Raw genomic sequence first — 15,269 nt, forward strand, 5'->3', positions numbered from 1 at the left:
GGCGCGCACCCCGGCCCTCGGCGGCGCCTTCGTCGAGGAATCCGCGCCCCGGGCCGTCTTCCTCGCCCGGGACGGCGCCCGGGGCTGGGCGGAGCTGTGCCGGCTCGTCACCGCCGCCCACGCCCGCGCCGGCGGACCGGGGCGGCCGCTGGTCGACCGGTCCGAGCTGCCCGCCGAAGGGCTCACCGTGCTGCTCGGCCCCGCCTCCGACGTGGGGCGGGCGCTGACCGCCGGGCGCCCGGACCGGGCCGCCGCACTGCTCGCCCGCTGGCGGGAGGTATACGGCGACGACCTGCGCCTCGAAGCCGTCCACCACGGCCTCGAGGGCACCGGCCCCGGCTCGCTGCGGCTCGCCGCCCGTACCGTCGGCCTCGCCGCCGAACAGGGGGTACGGGCCGTTCTGAGCAACGCCGTCCGGTACGCCGACGCCGGGCAGGGCCCGGTCGCCGACGTGCTGGACGCGGCCCGCCGACTGGTCCCCGTCGACCCCCGCCGCGCCCCGCTCGACAGCGGGGAGCGGTGGCTGAAGGGCCCCGGCGCGATGGCCGCGGCCGCCGAGCGGATCACCGGGGCCGCGGGGCTCGGCCGGGACGCCGCGGCCCGGCTGCTCGCCGAGACCCGGCACACCGCCGAAGCCTGCGTCGTCGACCCCGGGAGAGACCTCGGCCTCGGCACCGTCCACTTCCCCGAACCGGAACTCGTCGGCGCCGGGCGGCGCACCGCCCAGCGGGTGCTGGCCTCCCGCGCCGCGGCCGGGATGGTGCTGCGCGGCTACGACCGCAGGCGCGACTACTGGGAGCGGATGCGCCAGGAGCTGGACGTCATCGCCTACCACGGCTTCGCCTCCTACTTCCTGACGGTCGCCCAGGTCGTGGACGACACGAGGGGGCTGGGCATCCGGGTCGCCGCCCGGGGCTCCGGGGCGGGCTCCCTGGTCAACCACCTGCTCGGGATCGCGCACGCCGACCCGGTCGAGCACCGGCTGCTGATGGAGCGCTTCCTCTCCCGGCGCCGCTTCGTGCTGCCCGACATCGACATCGACGTGGAGTCGGCCCGCAGGCTCGACGTCTACCGCGCGATCATCGGGCGGTTCGGCGCCGAACGGGTCGCGGCCGTCGCCATGCCCGAGACCTACCGGGTCCGTCACGCCATCCGGGACGTGGGCGCCGCGCTCTCCATGGACCCGGCCGAGACCGCGCGGCTCGCCAGGGCGTTCCCGCACATCCGGGCCCGCGACGCCCGCGCGGCCATGGCCGAGCTGCCCGAACTGCGCGCGGTGGAACGGGAGAAGGGAAGGTACGGGCGGCTCTGGGAGCTGGTGGAGGCGCTGGACGGACTGCCGCGAGGCATTGCCATGCACCCGTGCGGGGTGCTCCTCTCGGACGCCTCGCTGACCCGCCGTACCCCCACCGTGCCCACCAGCGGCGAGGGCTTCCCGATGGCGCAGTTCGACAAGGAGGACGTGGAGGAGCTGGGGCTGCTCAAACTCGACGTGCTGGGCGTACGGATGCAGTCGGCGATGGCGCACGCGGTCGCCGAGATCGGACGGGCCTCGGGGCGGGACGTGGACCTGGACGCCGTGCCGCCGGGCGACCCCGAGACCTACCGGCTGATCAGGAGCGCCGAGACGCTGGGCTGCTTCCAGATCGAGTCGCCGGGCCAGCGCGACCTGATCGGCAGGCTCCAGCCGGCCGGGTTCCACGATCTGGTGGTCGACATCTCGCTGTTCCGTCCCGGGCCGGTCGCCGCCGACATGGTCCGGCCGTTCATCGAGGCCCGGCACGGCCGTGCGCCCGTGCGCTACCCGCATCCCGACCTGGAGGCGCCGCTGCGCGAGACGTACGGCGTGGTCGTCTTCCACGAGCAGATCATCGAGATGGTCGACATCATGACCGGCTGCGGCCGGGACGAGGCCGACCGGGTGCGGCGCGGACTCTCCGACCCCGGGTCGCAGGGCCGGATCGAGGTGTGGTTCGCACGGCGGGCCGCGGAGCGCGGGTACGACGCCGAGGTGATCGCCCGGACCTGGGAGACCGTCGAGGCCTTCGGCAGCTACGGCTTCTGCAAGGCGCACGCGGTTGCCTTCGCCGTACCGACGTACCAGTCGGCCTGGCTCAAGGCGCACCACCCGGCGGCCTTCTACGCCGGGCTGCTCACCCACGACCCCGGGATGTACCCGAAGCGGCTGCTGCTCGCGGACGCCCGGCGGCGCGGGGTACCGGTGCTGGGGCTGGACGTGAACCGGTCGGCAGCCACTCACCGAATCGAACTGGTGTCCGGTAATGGAGGCGGGGAAGGCGTCTGGGGAGTGCGGCTCGCGCTCTCGGACGTCCACGGCATCGGTGCGGCCGAGGTCGCCCGGATCGAGGCCGGGCAGCCCTACGTCTCGCTGCTGGACTTCTGGCAGCGGGCGAGGCCGGGACGGGCGGTCGCCGAACGGCTGGCCCGGGTGGGCGCGCTGGACGCGTTCGGCGCCAACCGGCGCGACCTGCTGCTCCACCTGTCCGAACTGCACCGCGCCCAGCGGGGCACCGGCCCCGGCACCCAGCTTCCGCTCGGCGGCGGACACCGGACCGGCTCCGCCGGACTGCCCGACCTCGACGACACGGAGCGGCTCAGCGCCGAGCTGGGCGTCCTGAGCATGGACGTCTCCCGCCACCTGATGGACGATCACCACGCCTTCCTGGAGGAGCTCGGCACGGTCTTCGCCAAGCGGCTGGGCGAGGCCCGGCACGGGGACACCGTGCTGGTGGCGGGCGCCAAGGCGGCCACCCAGACCCCGCCGGTCCGCTCCGGCCGCCGGGTCGTCTTCACCACCCTGGACGACGGTACGGGCCTGGTCGACCTGGCCTTCTTCGACGACAGCCACGCCGCCTGCGCGCACACCGTCTTCCACTCCTGGCTGCTGCTGGTGCGCGGGGTGGTGCAGCGGCGCGGGCCGCGCAGCCTGAGCGTGGTCGGCTCGGCCGCCTGGAACCTGGCGGAGCTGGCCGAGCTGCGGCGTACCGGCGGACTCGACGCGGTCGCGGACCGGCTGGCGGCGGGGCCGCCGCGGGAGGACGGGGCCGCGGGCGGGGACGACGAGGCCGCGAGCGGTGACAACGGCCGCCGCATCCAGCTGCCGACGGGCTACGAACTGAACCCCTGGGCCGACCTCCGGCCGCCCGGCGAGGGCGCCGCCACCGGCCGGAAGCTGTGGCACCGGAGCCCGGGGAGCGCGGGATGACCACCACACCCCGGGTGCCGGGCATCCTGTACCTCCGGTTCTGCGGGACCGGCGACGGCCCCCCGGACAGCGCCGCCTACGAAGGGCTGCTCGCCCTGCTCGGCGCGCTCACCCCGGTGGTCGAGGCCGCCCCGCCCGACGCGGCGCTCGCCGATGTGCGCGGCGCGCTGCGCTACTTCGGGCGGGACGTGCGGGGGCTGGCCGCGCTGATCCGGGTCCGCGCGCTCGCCCTGCACGGGACGGACTGCGCGATCGGGGCGGCGGACAACCCGATGCTGGCCAGGGCGGCGGCCCGGCGGACCGCACCCGGGACGACCCTCGTGGTGCCCGGGGGCGGGGGAGCGGCGTTCCTCGCGGACCGGCCCGCCGTGGAACTGGACGGGGTCGGCCCGGCCACGGCCCGCACCCTGTGCGCGTACGGGCTCGACTCCGTCGGCCGGATCGCGGCGGCCCCGCTCGGCACCCTCCAGCGGATCACCGGCGTCCGGACCGGCCGCGAACTGTGGGAGCGGGCGCACGGCATCGACCGCACCACGGTCGCCCCGGGCACCGCCCCCCGGTCGGTCGCCGCCGAACGGTCCTTCCCCCGCGACGAGCTGGACCGCGAGCGCCGGCGCCGCGCCCTCGTCTCGCTCGCCGAGGAACTGGGGGCCAGGATGCGCGCCGAGGGACAGGTCTGCCGCGGCCTCGCGGTCTCCGTCCGCTACGCGGGCCGCACCGGATACGCGACGCTGACCCGCAGCCGTACGCTCCCCGAGCCCACCGCCCACTCCGCGGCACTCACCGCGCTCGCCTACCGCATCCACGACTCGTTCGCCCTGCAACGGGCCCGGGTCCGGGGGATCGGACTGCGTGCCGAAGGGCTGACGGACCACCAGAGGGCCACGCACCAGCTGTCCTTCGACCCGGCGGACGAACGGGCACGCCGGATCGAGGCGGTGGCGGACCGGCTGCGCGCCAAGTACGGCCCCCGGGCCGTGATGCCGGGACGGCTCGCGGCCTGAGCGCCGCACCGCCCGTCCGGCCGACGGCCGACATTTTTTACTGACACGTAACTTCCCACGTCACCTTACCCACGCGTAATTTGGCCCGGAAGCACCGAGGACTCAGCAGCCGGAAGACTCGGAAGTCGGCCGGCTCGGCAGTCGGAACTTTGTGGTCCGGGCCGCAGGGTGCACAGACATCGCAACTCCCTTGAGCCGCAAGGAGACCACACGATGCTGCCCTGGAAACGTGCGCCGCGTACCCCTCGCACGCGAAGGACCCTCGCCGCACTGCTCCTCGCCGTCGCGGCGGCCGCCACCCCCACGGCCGCTGCCGCCGCGGCCGCCCCCACCACCGCCACGGCCGCCTCCCGTGGCTGGAACGACTACTCCTGCAAGCCCTCCGCAGCCCACCCCCGCCCCGTCGTCCTGGTCCACGGCACCTTCGGGAACTCGATCGACAACTGGCTGGTCCTCGCCCCCTATCTCGTGAACCGGGGCTACTGCGTCTTCTCGCTGGACTACGGGCAGCTGCCCGGCGTGCCGGTCTTCAACGGCCTCGGCCCGATCGACAAGTCGGCCGGACAGCTCGCCGCCTTCGTCGACAGGGTGCTCACCGCCACCGGCGCGGACAGGGCGGACCTGGTGGGCCACTCGCAGGGCGGCATGATGCCGAACTACTACCTGAAGTTCCTCGGCGGGGCCGCCAAGGTGAACGCCATGGTCGGGATCGCCCCCGACAACCACGGCACCACCCTGCTCGGCCTGACGAAGCTGCTCCCGTACTTCCCCGGCGCCGAGGACCTGCTGAACGCCCACACCCCGGGCCTCGCCGACCAGGTGGCGGGCTCCCCGTTCCTCACCAAGCTCAACTCGCTCCCCGACACCGTGCCCGGAGTGCGTTACACCGTCATCGCGACCCGGTACGACGAAGTCGTGACCCCGTACCGCACGCAGTTCCTGGACGGGCCCGGCGTACGCAACGTCCTGCTCCAGGACCTCTGCCCGGTCGACCTCTCCGAGCACGTGGCGATCGGCACCGTCGACCGGATCGCCTACCACGAAGTGGCCAACGCCCTGGACCCGGCGCACGCCACCCCCACCACCTGCGCCTCGGCCATCGGCTGACCGCAACGCCGGTGCGGGGAGCAGTGGTTCCCCGCACCGGCGTACGCCCCACCGGGTGAGGCGGCGGACGGTGACGGCTGGCACGATCGACCCATGACGACCATCGACTGGGACTCCGCGGCCGACTCCTTCGACGAGGAACCCGACCACGGGCTGCTCGACCCGGTGGTCCGGCACGCCTGGGCACGGCGGCTGGAGAGCTGGCTGCCCGGCGGCCGCTCCGACGTGCTCGACCTGGGATGCGGCACCGGGAGCCTGTCGCTGCTCGCCGCGGACCAGGGCCACCGGGTCACCGCCGTCGACCGCTCCCCGCGGATGGTGGAACTGGCGCGCACCAAGCTCGCCGGTACGGACACCGTGGTGCACCTCGGCGACGCGGCCCGGCCCCCCGTCGGCGCCCAGCGGTTCGACGTGATCATCGCCAGACATGTGATGTGGCTGCTGCCCGACCCGGCCGCGGTGCTGCGCCACTGGTTCGGCCTGCTGCGGCCGGGCGGCCGGCTGATCCTCATCGAAAGTGTCCGGGGCGGCGTCGGCCTCTCCGCCGAGCGGCTGACCGGGCTGCTCTCGGCGTGCACCGAGCGCGTCCACCACGAGCCGCTCTCCGACGACCCGCAGCTGTGGGGCAGGCGGGTCGACGACGAGCGCTACGCCCTGGTGGCCCGCGCCCAGCCGCCGCACAGGCACACCGAGGTCGTCGACGTCCACCTGATCCTCCGCCGGGGCCCCGAGGTCCTGCTCGCCCGCCGCGCCGGCACGGGGTACGCGGACGGACTGCTCCACGCCCCGTCCGGGCACGTCGAGGACGGCGAGGACGTCCGCGAGGCGATGATCAGGGAGGCCGCCGAGGAGACCGGGGTGGAACTCGGGCCCCAGGAGCTGAGGGTCGCCCTGGTCATGCAGCACCGGGGGCCCGGCGGCGCCCCCCGGACCGGCTGGTTCTTCGAGGCGGAGTACGACCCCGCCCGCGCGCCGTACAACCGCGAGCCGGACAAGTGCTCCGAGCTGGGCTGGTTCCCGCTGCACGCCCTCCCGGACGACATGGTCGCCTACTGCAGGGCGGGGCTCGACGGCTACCGGGCGGGCGAGCGGTTCCTGATCCACTGGCACGAGGACGGCGACCCCGTGGCGTACCGGCCGGACGGAGTCCGCCGCGTGGTCCCGCTGCCGGCCGGCGGCGCGGGCACCGGCGCGGTGCACCACATCGAGCTGTGGGTGCCCGATCTGGCGGCGGCCGAGCGGAGCTGGGGCTGGCTCCTCGGCGAGCTGGGCCATGTCCCGTACCAGCACTGGGAGCACGGGCGGAGCTGGCGGCGCGGCGAGAGCTACGTGGTGGTCGAGCAGTCGCCCGACCTGGTGCCCGGCCCGCACGACCGCCGCCGCCCCGGGCTCAACCACCTCGCCTTCCACGTCCGCGACCGGGCGGCCCTCGACGCCCTGGTGACCGGGGCCCCGGAGCACGGCTGGCGCCCGCTCTTCGCCGACCGCTACCCGCACGCGGGCGGCGAGGAACACACCGCCGCGTACCTGGAGGACGCCGCCGGGTACGAGGTCGAGCTGGTCGCCGGAGCCCGTCGGCCCCGCCCGGCCCCCGAGGAACCGGCACCGTACGCCGATGTGTGGGCCAGACGCCGGGACTGAACGGGGTCCCGGCGTCCGCGCCGCCTCAGAGCACCGGGAAGCGGTCCCAGGGCCGGGCGGCCTCCACGGCCCGCGCGACCCGGAACACCATGGTGTCGTCGTAGGTGCGCCCGACGATCTGCACCCCCGTCGGAACACCGGTGGAGGCGACACCGGACGGCACGCTCAGCACGGGGCAGCGGCTGGCCATGTTGAACGGGAGGGTCATCGCCGACTCCAGGTAGAAGTCCAGCTCGACGCCGTCGACCACGACCTTCTCCGAGAGGTGGTCGTCGTCGGCAGCGAGCGCCGGGAGGGCCGTCGTCGGGCACAGCAGCACGTCGTAGCGGTCCAGCAGCGCACCGAGCGTCGTCTGCACCCCGGCCTCGAGCTCGAGTCCCGCCAGGAAGCTGCCCGGTTCACGGACGGCCTCGGCGGCCCGCCGGGCGAAGTCGAGCGCGTACGTGGTGAGCAGATCGCCGTGCTCGGCGGCGACCGAGGAGATGTACGGGCCGAAGACGGAGCCGAAGTGGATCATCGCGGCGCGCATCACGTCGGCGCGCACGATGGGCACCTCCACCTCCTCGACGACGGCGCCGGCCGCGCGCAACGCCTCCGCGACCGCCCGGGTGTTGGCCTCGACCTCGGGATCGACCGGCCAGTCCCCGAGGGTGACCGAGAGAGCCACGCGCAGGCCCTTCACCCCCTCGAACCGCTCGGGCAGGACGAGCCGCGGCCGCAGCGAGACGGCGTCCAGCGGGTGGGGTCCCGCGATGACGTTCTGCAGCAGGGCGCAGTCGGCCACGGTGCGGGCCATCGGGCCGTCGTGGCAGTACGTGTCGAGGTTGAAGGGCGGCATCGCCGGGACGCGCCCGTACGGCGGCTTGAAGCCGACGGTACCCGTGCACGAGGCGGGGATGCGGATCGATCCGCCGATGTCGGAGCCGGTCGCGAGGGTCGTCTCGCCCGCGGCGAGGGCGGCGCCCGCACCGCCCGAGGAACCGCCCGGGGTGAATTCGGTGTTCCACGGGTTGCGGGTGACGCCCCACAGCCGTGACTGGGTGTAGCCCGCGCAGCTGAACTCCGGGGTGGTGGTCCGGGCGTGCACGATGCCGCCGGCGGCCCGGATCCGCTCGATCACCGGGTGCGTCTCCTCGGCGATCTCCTCCCGGAAGGCCAGCGAGCCGTCCGTGCTGCGGCGGCCCGCGATCGGCTGTTCCTCCTTCGTCGCGACGGAGAGACCCTCCAGCGGGCGGGGTGCGGGGCCCTTGCCCCCGTACCGGGCCTCTGCCTCGCGGGCGGCGGCGAGCGCCTCCTCGAAGGTCTGCTCGGCCAGGGCGTTGATCTTCGGCTCGACGGCCTCCGCCCGCGCGATGACCGCGCTCATCAGCTCGACGGGGGACAGGGAGCGGTCACGGAAGCGGCGCAGGGCCTCGGTGGCCGGGAGACGGGCGAGATCGGTGAGGTCGGTCATGGGGGGTGCTCCTGCGGGGTGGGCGGTCCGGGGACCGCTCGGGGAAAGGGGTGCCGCGGTCCGCGCGGACGGGTGTCACGCGGCGGTGCCGGGCTCGCCGTCGACGACGGGGGCGGAGGCGGCGGCGAGGCCGCGGCCGGTCGTGAAGTACGGCGAGCGGTGGTGCCAGCGGGCCCACGCGGCGGCCATCAGCCCGGAGCCGATCATCAGGACCGGGACGAGCAGCGCGAACCAGCCGTTGTCGGCGGAGACCTCGAAGTGGTCGGTGGACCGGTAGAAGGTCCAGGCGAGGTATCCGCCGGTGGCGAGCAGCGCGAGCGCGCCCAGCACCGGACCGACGACGGCGCGCAGTGCCTCCAGCGGCGAGGTGCGCAGCAGATGGCGGAAGCGCACCGCGGCGGCCGTGGCGGTGAGGGCGTAGTACAGGGCGACGACGATGCCGATCGCGTTGACGGCGGCGAAGATCAGATCGTTGACGGTGGGGATGATCAGCGCCAGCGCGGCGAGGACCAGGGCGATCGCGGTGATCAGCAGGGTGCCGACGGCGGGCGTGCCGTGCTTGGGGTGCAGCCGGGTCCAGACCGGGCCGAGCACACCGTCCCGGCCCATCGCGTACATCCCCCGGGCGGTCGGGATGACCGAGGCCTGCAGCGACGCCACGGCGGAGAACATGAGAGCGATGAGCGGGAGGGCGGCGAGCGGCTGCTCGGCGAGCTTCGTACCGAAGTAGGCCAGCCCCTGGGCGCCGTTGTCGGCCAGTTCGTCCAGCGGCAGGACCCGCTGGAAGGCGGTGCCCGCGAGCAGGAAGAGCAGCAGCATGACGGTCAGCGCGATGAGCCCGCCGCGCGAGGCGTCCCGCGGGTCGCCGACCTCCTCGCCGACGCTGAAGACCGACTCGAAGCCCCAGTAGCAGAAGACCGCGAGCACCATGCCCTGGGCGAGGGCCGCGGCCGAGGGGATGTCGAAGGGGTTGAACCACTGGAGCGAGAAGGGCTGGTCACCGGCGAACAGGCCGTAGCCGCAGAAGGCGAGCAGTACGCCGTACTCGAAGATCAGCAGGTACTTCTGCAGCCGCGCCGCGAGGTCCAGTCCGCGTACGGCGACCAGCGCGGCGAGGACCAGGACGGCCATGCCGAGCAGTGTGGACTGGAGGGTCGAGTCGGGGTCGAGGGTCAGGCCCCCGATGCCGTGGAGCCCGGCCTGGCCCAGCAGCTGGATGATCGCCGAGCCGGTGACCGTGGTGGTGTAGGCCATGAACACGATGGTGCCGATGACGTTGACCCAGCCGACCAGGAAGCCCAGCCAGGGGCTGAGGATGCGGCCGACCCACTGGTAGCTGCTGCCCGCGTTCGGCTCGACGCGGTTGAGCCGCCCGTAACCGCCCGCGATGCCGAGCACGGGCAGGAAGGCGAGCAGCATGATCGCCGGGAGGTGGAGGCCGACGATCGTCGCCATCAGGCCGAGGCCGATGCCGATGCTGCTGGTGGCCGCGGTGCTCGACGCGGCGAGGACGATGCCGTCGACGACGCCGATGGACTTGCGCATGGCCGCCCGGGGGGCCTGGTCGCCAGGGTCTGGCGTGGTGGTGCTCGCGTTCTTCACTGGTACCGCCAACAGATCGTCGCCTTGCTCGGGGAGGGGAGCCCAGGGGGCCCGAGGAAGAGGCCCAAGGAGGGGGAGATGGCCGGAGAGCCCGGCTGGCAGGCCATGAAACTCTCGTCCCCGTTACACGTCAATGGTGTTGTCGTAAGGCTCGCGCAAGGGTCCGCGGATGGACCGCGACGCGCGGAATTCTTACGTCAACACCATTGACGCCGGATCGGATCGGAGTTCTGATGGCCGCGGCGACGTCGTTCCTGTCGAAGGTGAGGAGGCCGGCCGGGCCGCGCCCGCGGTTACCGCGGCGGCTCTTGCGAATTCCGGCCCCGCCCACGGCCCGGGCAGCGGCTTCGAACGCCGCCCCGGTGTTCCGCGCCGGGGCAGGGCCGCCCGCGCGGCCGGGGCGCCCGGCCCGGGGCGGAGGCGGCGCCCGGCCCGCCGCCGGGCACCGGCCTCAGGCCAGCAGCGCCGAGAGCTCCCCGGCGCGGGCCAGCCGCTCCAGCTCGTCCAGTGCCGCGACCGCCGCGCCGGCCGCCGCCGGATCGCGCCCGGCCAGACCGCTCTGCTCGAACTCGTCCTCGTCCAGCCGCAGTACGGACGAGCCGTCCGCCGACACCCACAGGTCGAGGTCGAGGTCCTCCACCCGCAGCTCCCCGTCCCGCAGCACCGCGGGGCGGGTGATGTCGCAGTACCAGCCCTTCAGCCCGCCCGCGCCGGTGCGGACCTCCTTCACGGCGAACCAGCGGTCGCGCCAGTAGTGCTCGGTGAACACGTCGCCCGGCTCGAAGCGTACGAAGCCGAAGTCGCGCACCCCCGGCGCCGCCCACGGCGCGCGCACCGTGATCCGGGTGCCGTCGTCGCGGACCGGCTCCGCCGGGTACCTGATCTTGGTCCGGCCGGCCTTCACCAGGGCGACGACCAGCGCGGCCTCAGCCGATCCTGCGGACATGGCGTACCTCCGTGGCGCAGAGTTCGTACCCGAACCAGCGGTTGACCGCCAGCATCGGGCCGTTCTCCGCGTCGTTCCCGGTGTACGCGTCGGTGTAGCCCGCGGCGCGTGCCCGGTGCAGCGAGTCGTTCTTGACGAGCTTGGCCAGGCCCCGGCCGCGGTAGGCCCGGCGGGTGCCGGTCATCCCGGACATGTACCGGGTCAGCCCGTCGGTCCTGGCCGCGCTGAACGCCGCCACCTTCCCGTCCACCACCGCCACCGAGGTGAGCCCGTGGTCGAGCCCGGGGTCGCGCCAGGTGTGCCGCAGCCAGTCCTCGTAGTCGGACAGCTCCGCCGGGATGTCGCTCGGTTCGTCGGCCGTGGTCTCGGCGTCCGCCTCGAAGAGCGGGCGCGGATCGTCGGCGAAGTCCGCGCCGGTCCGCAGCTCGACACCGGCCGGCACCTCCTGACGGGGCGGCAGCGGGCCGCCCGCCAGATCGAGATGGAGGAAGTGCGCCGGACGGCTCGGCGTGTAGCCGCGCTTCTCGGCGAAGGCCCGGTCCGACGGGGTGTCGAGCACCCACGCGTAGACCGAGGTCGCGCCCTCCCGCGCCAGATGCTCCTCGGCGGCGCGCACCAGCAGCCCGCCCGCCCCGCGCCCGGTGCGGTCCGGGCGGGTGTACGTGTTGCAGAATCCCTGGCCGGGCTCGGGGCTGTCGTGGGCGAGGCCGACCTGTGCGGTCCCGATCAGCTCTCCGTCCTCCTCCGCGACCAGCAGCCGGTACCGCTTGTCCGGGTGGGCCGAGGCGAGGTCGAAGGCGACGAGCTCGGCCGTCGTCACGATGAACGGCAGGGCCGCCCGCCGGACTTGTGCCCAGTCCTCCGCGTCGGCGGGGAGAAAATCACGAACGATGACAGTCATGCGTCGGACGTTACGCGGGGGACTCCACCGGCGCCGCCGAATATTCCGGCGGCGAGGCGGCGGTGGGGGAGAATCGGAACGTGACCCTGAAGATCGTTCTTGACCCCGACGCCGGCATCGCCCCGTACGAGCAACTGCGTACGCGGATCTCCGAACTGGCCCGCTCCGGCGAGCTGCCCGTCGGCTTCAGACTGCCGACGGTACGCGGCTTCGCCGAGGAGCTGGGCCTCGCCGCGAACACCGTCGCCAAGGCGTACCGCGCGCTGGAGGCCGACGGTGTGATCGAGACCCGCGGCCGCAACGGCACCTTCGTCGCCGCCGCCGGTGACGCGGCGGACCGGCACGCGGCGTCGGCCGCCCAGGCGTACGCGGAGCAGGCGCGAAGGCTCGGCCTGTCCCGCGAGGAGGCCCTGTCCCTGGCTGAGGACGCGCTGCGGGCGGCGTACGGGGCGGAGTGAACCCGGGCGCGGGGCGCCGGGAGCCGCTCAGAGGTACAGGCCCGCGTCCGCCCCGGAGTCCTGCTTGGGCACCGAGGCGGGGGCGCTGCCGCGCCGCAGCGCGTACAGCTCGGCGAGCGTCGTGCCCTCGCGGCCGATCCCGTCCTCCGTGCCCAGCCAGCCCACCGCCTCCTCGCGGGTCAGCCGGCCCACCTCGATCCTGGCGAGACAGCGGCCGGGCCGGACGACGGCCGGGTGGAGCCGCTCCAGGTCCTCGTTGGTGGTGACCCCCACCAGGACGTTGCGGCCCTGGCCGAGCAGTCCGTCGGTGAGGTTCAGCAGCCGGGACAGGGCCTGGCCCGCGGTGTGCTTGGCCTCGCCGCGGATCAGCTCGTCGCAGTCCTCCAGGAGCAGCAGCCGCCAGCGGCCCTTGGCCGTGCCGTCGTCCTCGCCGATCGCGATGTCCATCAGATAGCCGACGTCGTTGAAGAGCCGTTCCGGGTCGAGCACGCAGTCGACCTGGCACCAGTCCCGCCAGGAGCGGGCCAGGGTGCGCAGCGCGGAGGTCTTGCCGGTGCCCGGCGGGCCGTGCAGCAGGAGCAGCCGCCCCGCGATGTCGTCGGGGGTGACCTTCATCAGCCGGTCCATGGCGGTGGCCACCGGCGCCGTGTAGTTGCCCCGCACCTCGTCCCAGCTCCCGGCGGTGATCTGCCGGGTGGTGCGGTGCGGGCCGCGGCGCGGGGAGACGTACCAGAAGCCCATCGTCACGTTGTCGGGCTGGGGTTCGGGTTCGTCGACGGCGCCGTCGGTGGCCAGCTCGAGGACGCTCCTGGCCAGTTCCGGGGTGTTGGCGGTGACCGTGACGTCGGCGCCGCGGTTCCACCGCGAGACGAGCAGCGTCCAGCCGTCGCCCTCGGCGAGAGTGGCGCTGCGGTCGTCGTCGCGGGCGGCGCGCAGCACCGAGGCGCCCGGGGGCAGCAGGCTCGCCCCCGCCTTGACGCGTTCCAGGGTGGTGCTGTGCGAGTACGGCTGCTCGCCGGTCGCGAAGCGGCCGAGGAACAGCGCGTCGACCACGTCCGACGGGGAATCGCTGTCGTCGACGTTGAGCCGGATCGGCAGCGCGGACTCGGGGTTGGCGGACATGGCCCCATGATCCGGCACCGGGGGGTCCGGCGCACCAGGGTTTCGCGTCCGTCCCCCTGCCGGTGGCGCACCGGCCCCCGCCGGTGGTGAAACGGGAGCTGACGTGCGCTCAAGGAGCCGCCCGGCGCATGTGAATTCATTGGATCAAGTTGGCATGAACACTTCCGATGGGAGGGGCGGGGCTGCTACCACGGACTCGGTAGACCGGGCGGAGGTCCCGCCGGTCGGTCCTTGGGAGGTTCCATGAAGCTGTCCAGACTCGCGGCGCTCTCGTCCTCGCTCCTGCTCGGCGCCGTACTCGCGCTGACCGGGGCGGCCACCGCCAGCGCCGCGACGTCCGTCCAGGGCGTCGACTACGTCGCGCTCGGCGACTCGTACTCCTCCGGCGTCGGCTCGGGCAGCTACGACAGTGCCAGCGGCAACTGCAAGCGCAGCAGCAAGGCGTACCCCGCCCTCTGGGCCGCCGCCAACGCGCCCGCCTCGTTCTCCTTCGCCGCCTGTTCCGGCGCCCGCACGGGCGACGTGAAGTCCGGTCAGCTCGGCCCGCTCAGCTCCGCCACCGATCTGGTCTCGATCTCCATCGGGGGCAACGACGCGGGCTTCGCCGATGTCATGACGACCTGTGTCCTCCAGTCCGAGGCCACCTGTCTCAGCCGGATCGCCACGGCCCGCAGCTTCGTCGACACCACCCTGCCCGGCAATCTCGACTCGGTGTACACGGCGATCCGTGCCAAGGCGCCGTCCGCCCGGGTCGTCGTTCTCGGCTACCCGCGCTTCTATCAGCTCGGCGGCAGCTGCGTCGTCGGCCTGAGCGACAAGGTGCGCTCCGCGATCAACTCGGCGTCGGACTACCTCAACGCCGCCACCGCCAAGCGCGCCGCCGACCACGGCTTCACCTACGCCGATGTCGCGGGGAAGTTCAGCGGTCACGAGATCTGCTCCGGGAGTGCCTGGCTGCACAGCGTCAACTGGCTGAACATCGGAGAGTCCTACCACCCCACCGCCACCGGCCAGGCCAGCGGCTACCTGCCCGCCTTCAGGTCGGCGGCCTGACCCCGGCGGCGGGCGGCGGGCCCCGGTGGGCCGGGGCCTCCTGCCCGTCGTTGCGGGAACCTGTGCCGGGTCGCGGCCGGAATTTCGTCGTCCGCTTCCTTTCCGTCCAGGTAGCCCGGAAATCGGGTGGATTCCTGAGCGGGGGTCAACCTCCGTATGCGCGTGCGTAATCCCGTCACCGGGATGCACGAGTCCCCTCGCGGGACGATAGGGTTAACCTGCCCGGGTCGGGTGCCCTCGTACGGGTGGGGAGTGACATGGAACAGATAGCGATGCGGAGCAGGCCGCGTGTGCCTGCCATCACCTGCGGTAGTGGTGCGACGAGTTCGCGCCTCGACCGCCATCTCGCGGTGCTCGGCGGCCCCGCCCTGCCGCAGCGGGAGACCGCGGAGGCGACGTCGTTGATGCGCGAGCTCACCTCGCGCGATGCCGCCCGCCACCACCGGAGCAAGAGCGCGCGGGTCTCGCTCTTCGCGCCGCTGCGGCGGCTGAGGCGCTCGCTCTTCGGCAGCCGCCACTGATCGACGAGCCGTTACGACCGCCCGCGGGCGGTCGCCCGATCTCGGCGCAGCGCTGCCGTCCGCCCTCCCGTCATCCCCGGGGCGCACGGCAGCGTTTCGCTGTGTTCACGCGGCCCGGCGCGGTGGTGCCGAAGCGCTTCCGGGCCATGTGCACGTCCGCGCGGGGGCCGGACGCGGCGGCGCGGGCCGGGGGCCTTCCCGGAACCGGGCTCCTCGGCCGGGCAGCGCCCTGGAC

Annotated in this window: 12 protein-coding genes; 7 read left to right on the forward strand and 5 right to left on the reverse strand. The window is 73.9% G+C overall.

Annotated features, from left to right (window positions below; all coding sequences use genetic code 11):
- The 4 genes from ACFCV8_RS30835 to ACFCV8_RS30850 form a co-directional block, all read left to right on the forward strand.
- A partial coding sequence (locus tag ACFCV8_RS30835) for a DNA polymerase III subunit alpha (RefSeq protein ID WP_376688779.1) occupies nt 1–3,226 on the forward strand: 3,226 nt, incomplete at its 5' end.
- Complete coding sequence (locus ACFCV8_RS30840; RefSeq protein WP_376688780.1) at nt 3,223–4,230, forward strand: hypothetical protein; 1,008 nt, start codon at nt 3,223–3,225, stop codon at nt 4,228–4,230. The genes ACFCV8_RS30835 and ACFCV8_RS30840, both read left to right, overlap by 4 nt.
- A gap of 213 nt (nt 4,231–4,443) precedes the next feature.
- Nucleotides 4,444–5,337: an esterase/lipase family protein gene (locus tag ACFCV8_RS30845; RefSeq protein WP_376688781.1), complete on the forward strand. Its 894-nt coding sequence runs from the start codon at nt 4,444–4,446 to the stop codon at nt 5,335–5,337.
- A gap of 93 nt (nt 5,338–5,430) precedes the next feature.
- On the forward strand, nt 5,431–6,978 hold the full coding sequence (locus tag ACFCV8_RS30850; protein ID WP_376688782.1) for a trifunctional class I SAM-dependent methyltransferase/NUDIX hydrolase/VOC family protein: 1,548 nt from the start codon (nt 5,431–5,433) through the stop codon (nt 6,976–6,978).
- A gap of 25 nt (nt 6,979–7,003) precedes the next feature.
- On the opposite strand, the gene ACFCV8_RS30855 is transcribed toward ACFCV8_RS30850, so the two are convergent.
- The 4 genes from ACFCV8_RS30855 to ACFCV8_RS30870 form a co-directional block, all read right to left on the reverse strand.
- Nucleotides 7,004–8,431, reverse strand: coding sequence for an amidase (locus ACFCV8_RS30855; RefSeq protein WP_376688783.1), 1,428 nt, complete (start codon nt 8,429–8,431; stop codon nt 7,004–7,006).
- Nucleotides 8,432–8,506: 75 nt separating this feature from the next.
- Nucleotides 8,507–9,976, reverse strand: coding sequence for an APC family permease (locus tag ACFCV8_RS30860; RefSeq protein WP_376688790.1), 1,470 nt, complete (start codon nt 9,974–9,976; stop codon nt 8,507–8,509).
- Between the two features lie 508 nt (nt 9,977–10,484).
- A complete protein-coding gene (locus ACFCV8_RS30865; protein WP_376688784.1) occupies nt 10,485–10,979 on the reverse strand; it encodes a DUF402 domain-containing protein in 495 nt (164 codons plus the stop codon).
- A complete protein-coding gene (locus tag ACFCV8_RS30870) occupies nt 10,960–11,880 on the reverse strand; it encodes a GNAT family N-acetyltransferase (RefSeq protein ID WP_376688785.1) in 921 nt (306 codons plus the stop codon). Before ACFCV8_RS30870 ends, ACFCV8_RS30865 begins: the two co-directional genes overlap by 20 nt.
- Nucleotides 11,881–11,960: 80 nt before the next feature.
- Here ACFCV8_RS30870 and ACFCV8_RS30875 point away from each other — a divergent pair, with 80 nt between their 5' ends.
- Nucleotides 11,961–12,338, forward strand: coding sequence for a GntR family transcriptional regulator (locus ACFCV8_RS30875; protein WP_376688786.1), 378 nt, complete (start codon nt 11,961–11,963; stop codon nt 12,336–12,338).
- A gap of 27 nt (nt 12,339–12,365) precedes the next feature.
- On the opposite strand, the gene ACFCV8_RS30880 is transcribed toward ACFCV8_RS30875, so the two are convergent.
- Nucleotides 12,366–13,460, reverse strand: a complete 1,095-nt coding sequence (locus ACFCV8_RS30880) for a DUF5925 domain-containing protein (protein WP_376688787.1) — start codon at nt 13,458–13,460, stop codon at nt 12,366–12,368.
- Between the two features lie 243 nt (nt 13,461–13,703).
- Here ACFCV8_RS30880 and ACFCV8_RS30885 point away from each other — a divergent pair, with 243 nt between their 5' ends.
- Together ACFCV8_RS30885 and ACFCV8_RS30890 are read left to right on the forward strand one after the other, a co-directional pair.
- A complete protein-coding gene (locus ACFCV8_RS30885) occupies nt 13,704–14,513 on the forward strand; it encodes an SGNH/GDSL hydrolase family protein (protein ID WP_376688788.1) in 810 nt (269 codons plus the stop codon).
- A gap of 257 nt (nt 14,514–14,770) precedes the next feature.
- Nucleotides 14,771–15,034, forward strand: coding sequence for a hypothetical protein (locus ACFCV8_RS30890; RefSeq protein ID WP_376688789.1), 264 nt, complete (start codon nt 14,771–14,773; stop codon nt 15,032–15,034).
- The last annotated feature ends 235 nt before the right edge of the window (nt 15,035–15,269 follow it).

It is taken from the genome of Streptomyces sp. NPDC056347 (assembly GCF_042262625.1).
Taxonomy (GTDB): domain Bacteria; phylum Actinomycetota; class Actinomycetes; order Streptomycetales; family Streptomycetaceae; genus Streptomyces.

Coding starts and splice junctions, on each gene's coding strand:
- ACFCV8_RS30840 (WP_376688780.1), top strand. CDS start 3,223: ATGACCACCACACCCCGGGTGCCGGGCATCCTGTACCTCCGGTTCTGC.
- ACFCV8_RS30845 (WP_376688781.1), top strand. CDS start 4,444: ATGCTGCCCTGGAAACGTGCGCCGCGTACCCCTCGCACGCGAAGGACC.
- ACFCV8_RS30850 (WP_376688782.1), top strand. CDS start 5,431: ATGACGACCATCGACTGGGACTCCGCGGCCGACTCCTTCGACGAGGAA.
- ACFCV8_RS30855 (WP_376688783.1), bottom strand. CDS start 8,431: ATGACCGACCTCACCGATCTCGCCCGTCTCCCGGCCACCGAGGCCCTG.
- ACFCV8_RS30860 (WP_376688790.1), bottom strand. CDS start 9,976: ATGCGCAAGTCCATCGGCGTCGTCGACGGCATCGTCCTCGCCGCGTCG.
- ACFCV8_RS30865 (WP_376688784.1), bottom strand. CDS start 10,979: ATGTCCGCAGGATCGGCTGAGGCCGCGCTGGTCGTCGCCCTGGTGAAG.
- ACFCV8_RS30870 (WP_376688785.1), bottom strand. CDS start 11,880: ATGACTGTCATCGTTCGTGATTTTCTCCCCGCCGACGCGGAGGACTGG.
- ACFCV8_RS30880 (WP_376688787.1), bottom strand. CDS start 13,460: ATGTCCGCCAACCCCGAGTCCGCGCTGCCGATCCGGCTCAACGTCGAC.
- ACFCV8_RS30885 (WP_376688788.1), top strand. CDS start 13,704: ATGAAGCTGTCCAGACTCGCGGCGCTCTCGTCCTCGCTCCTGCTCGGC.
- ACFCV8_RS30890 (WP_376688789.1), top strand. CDS start 14,771: ATGGAACAGATAGCGATGCGGAGCAGGCCGCGTGTGCCTGCCATCACC.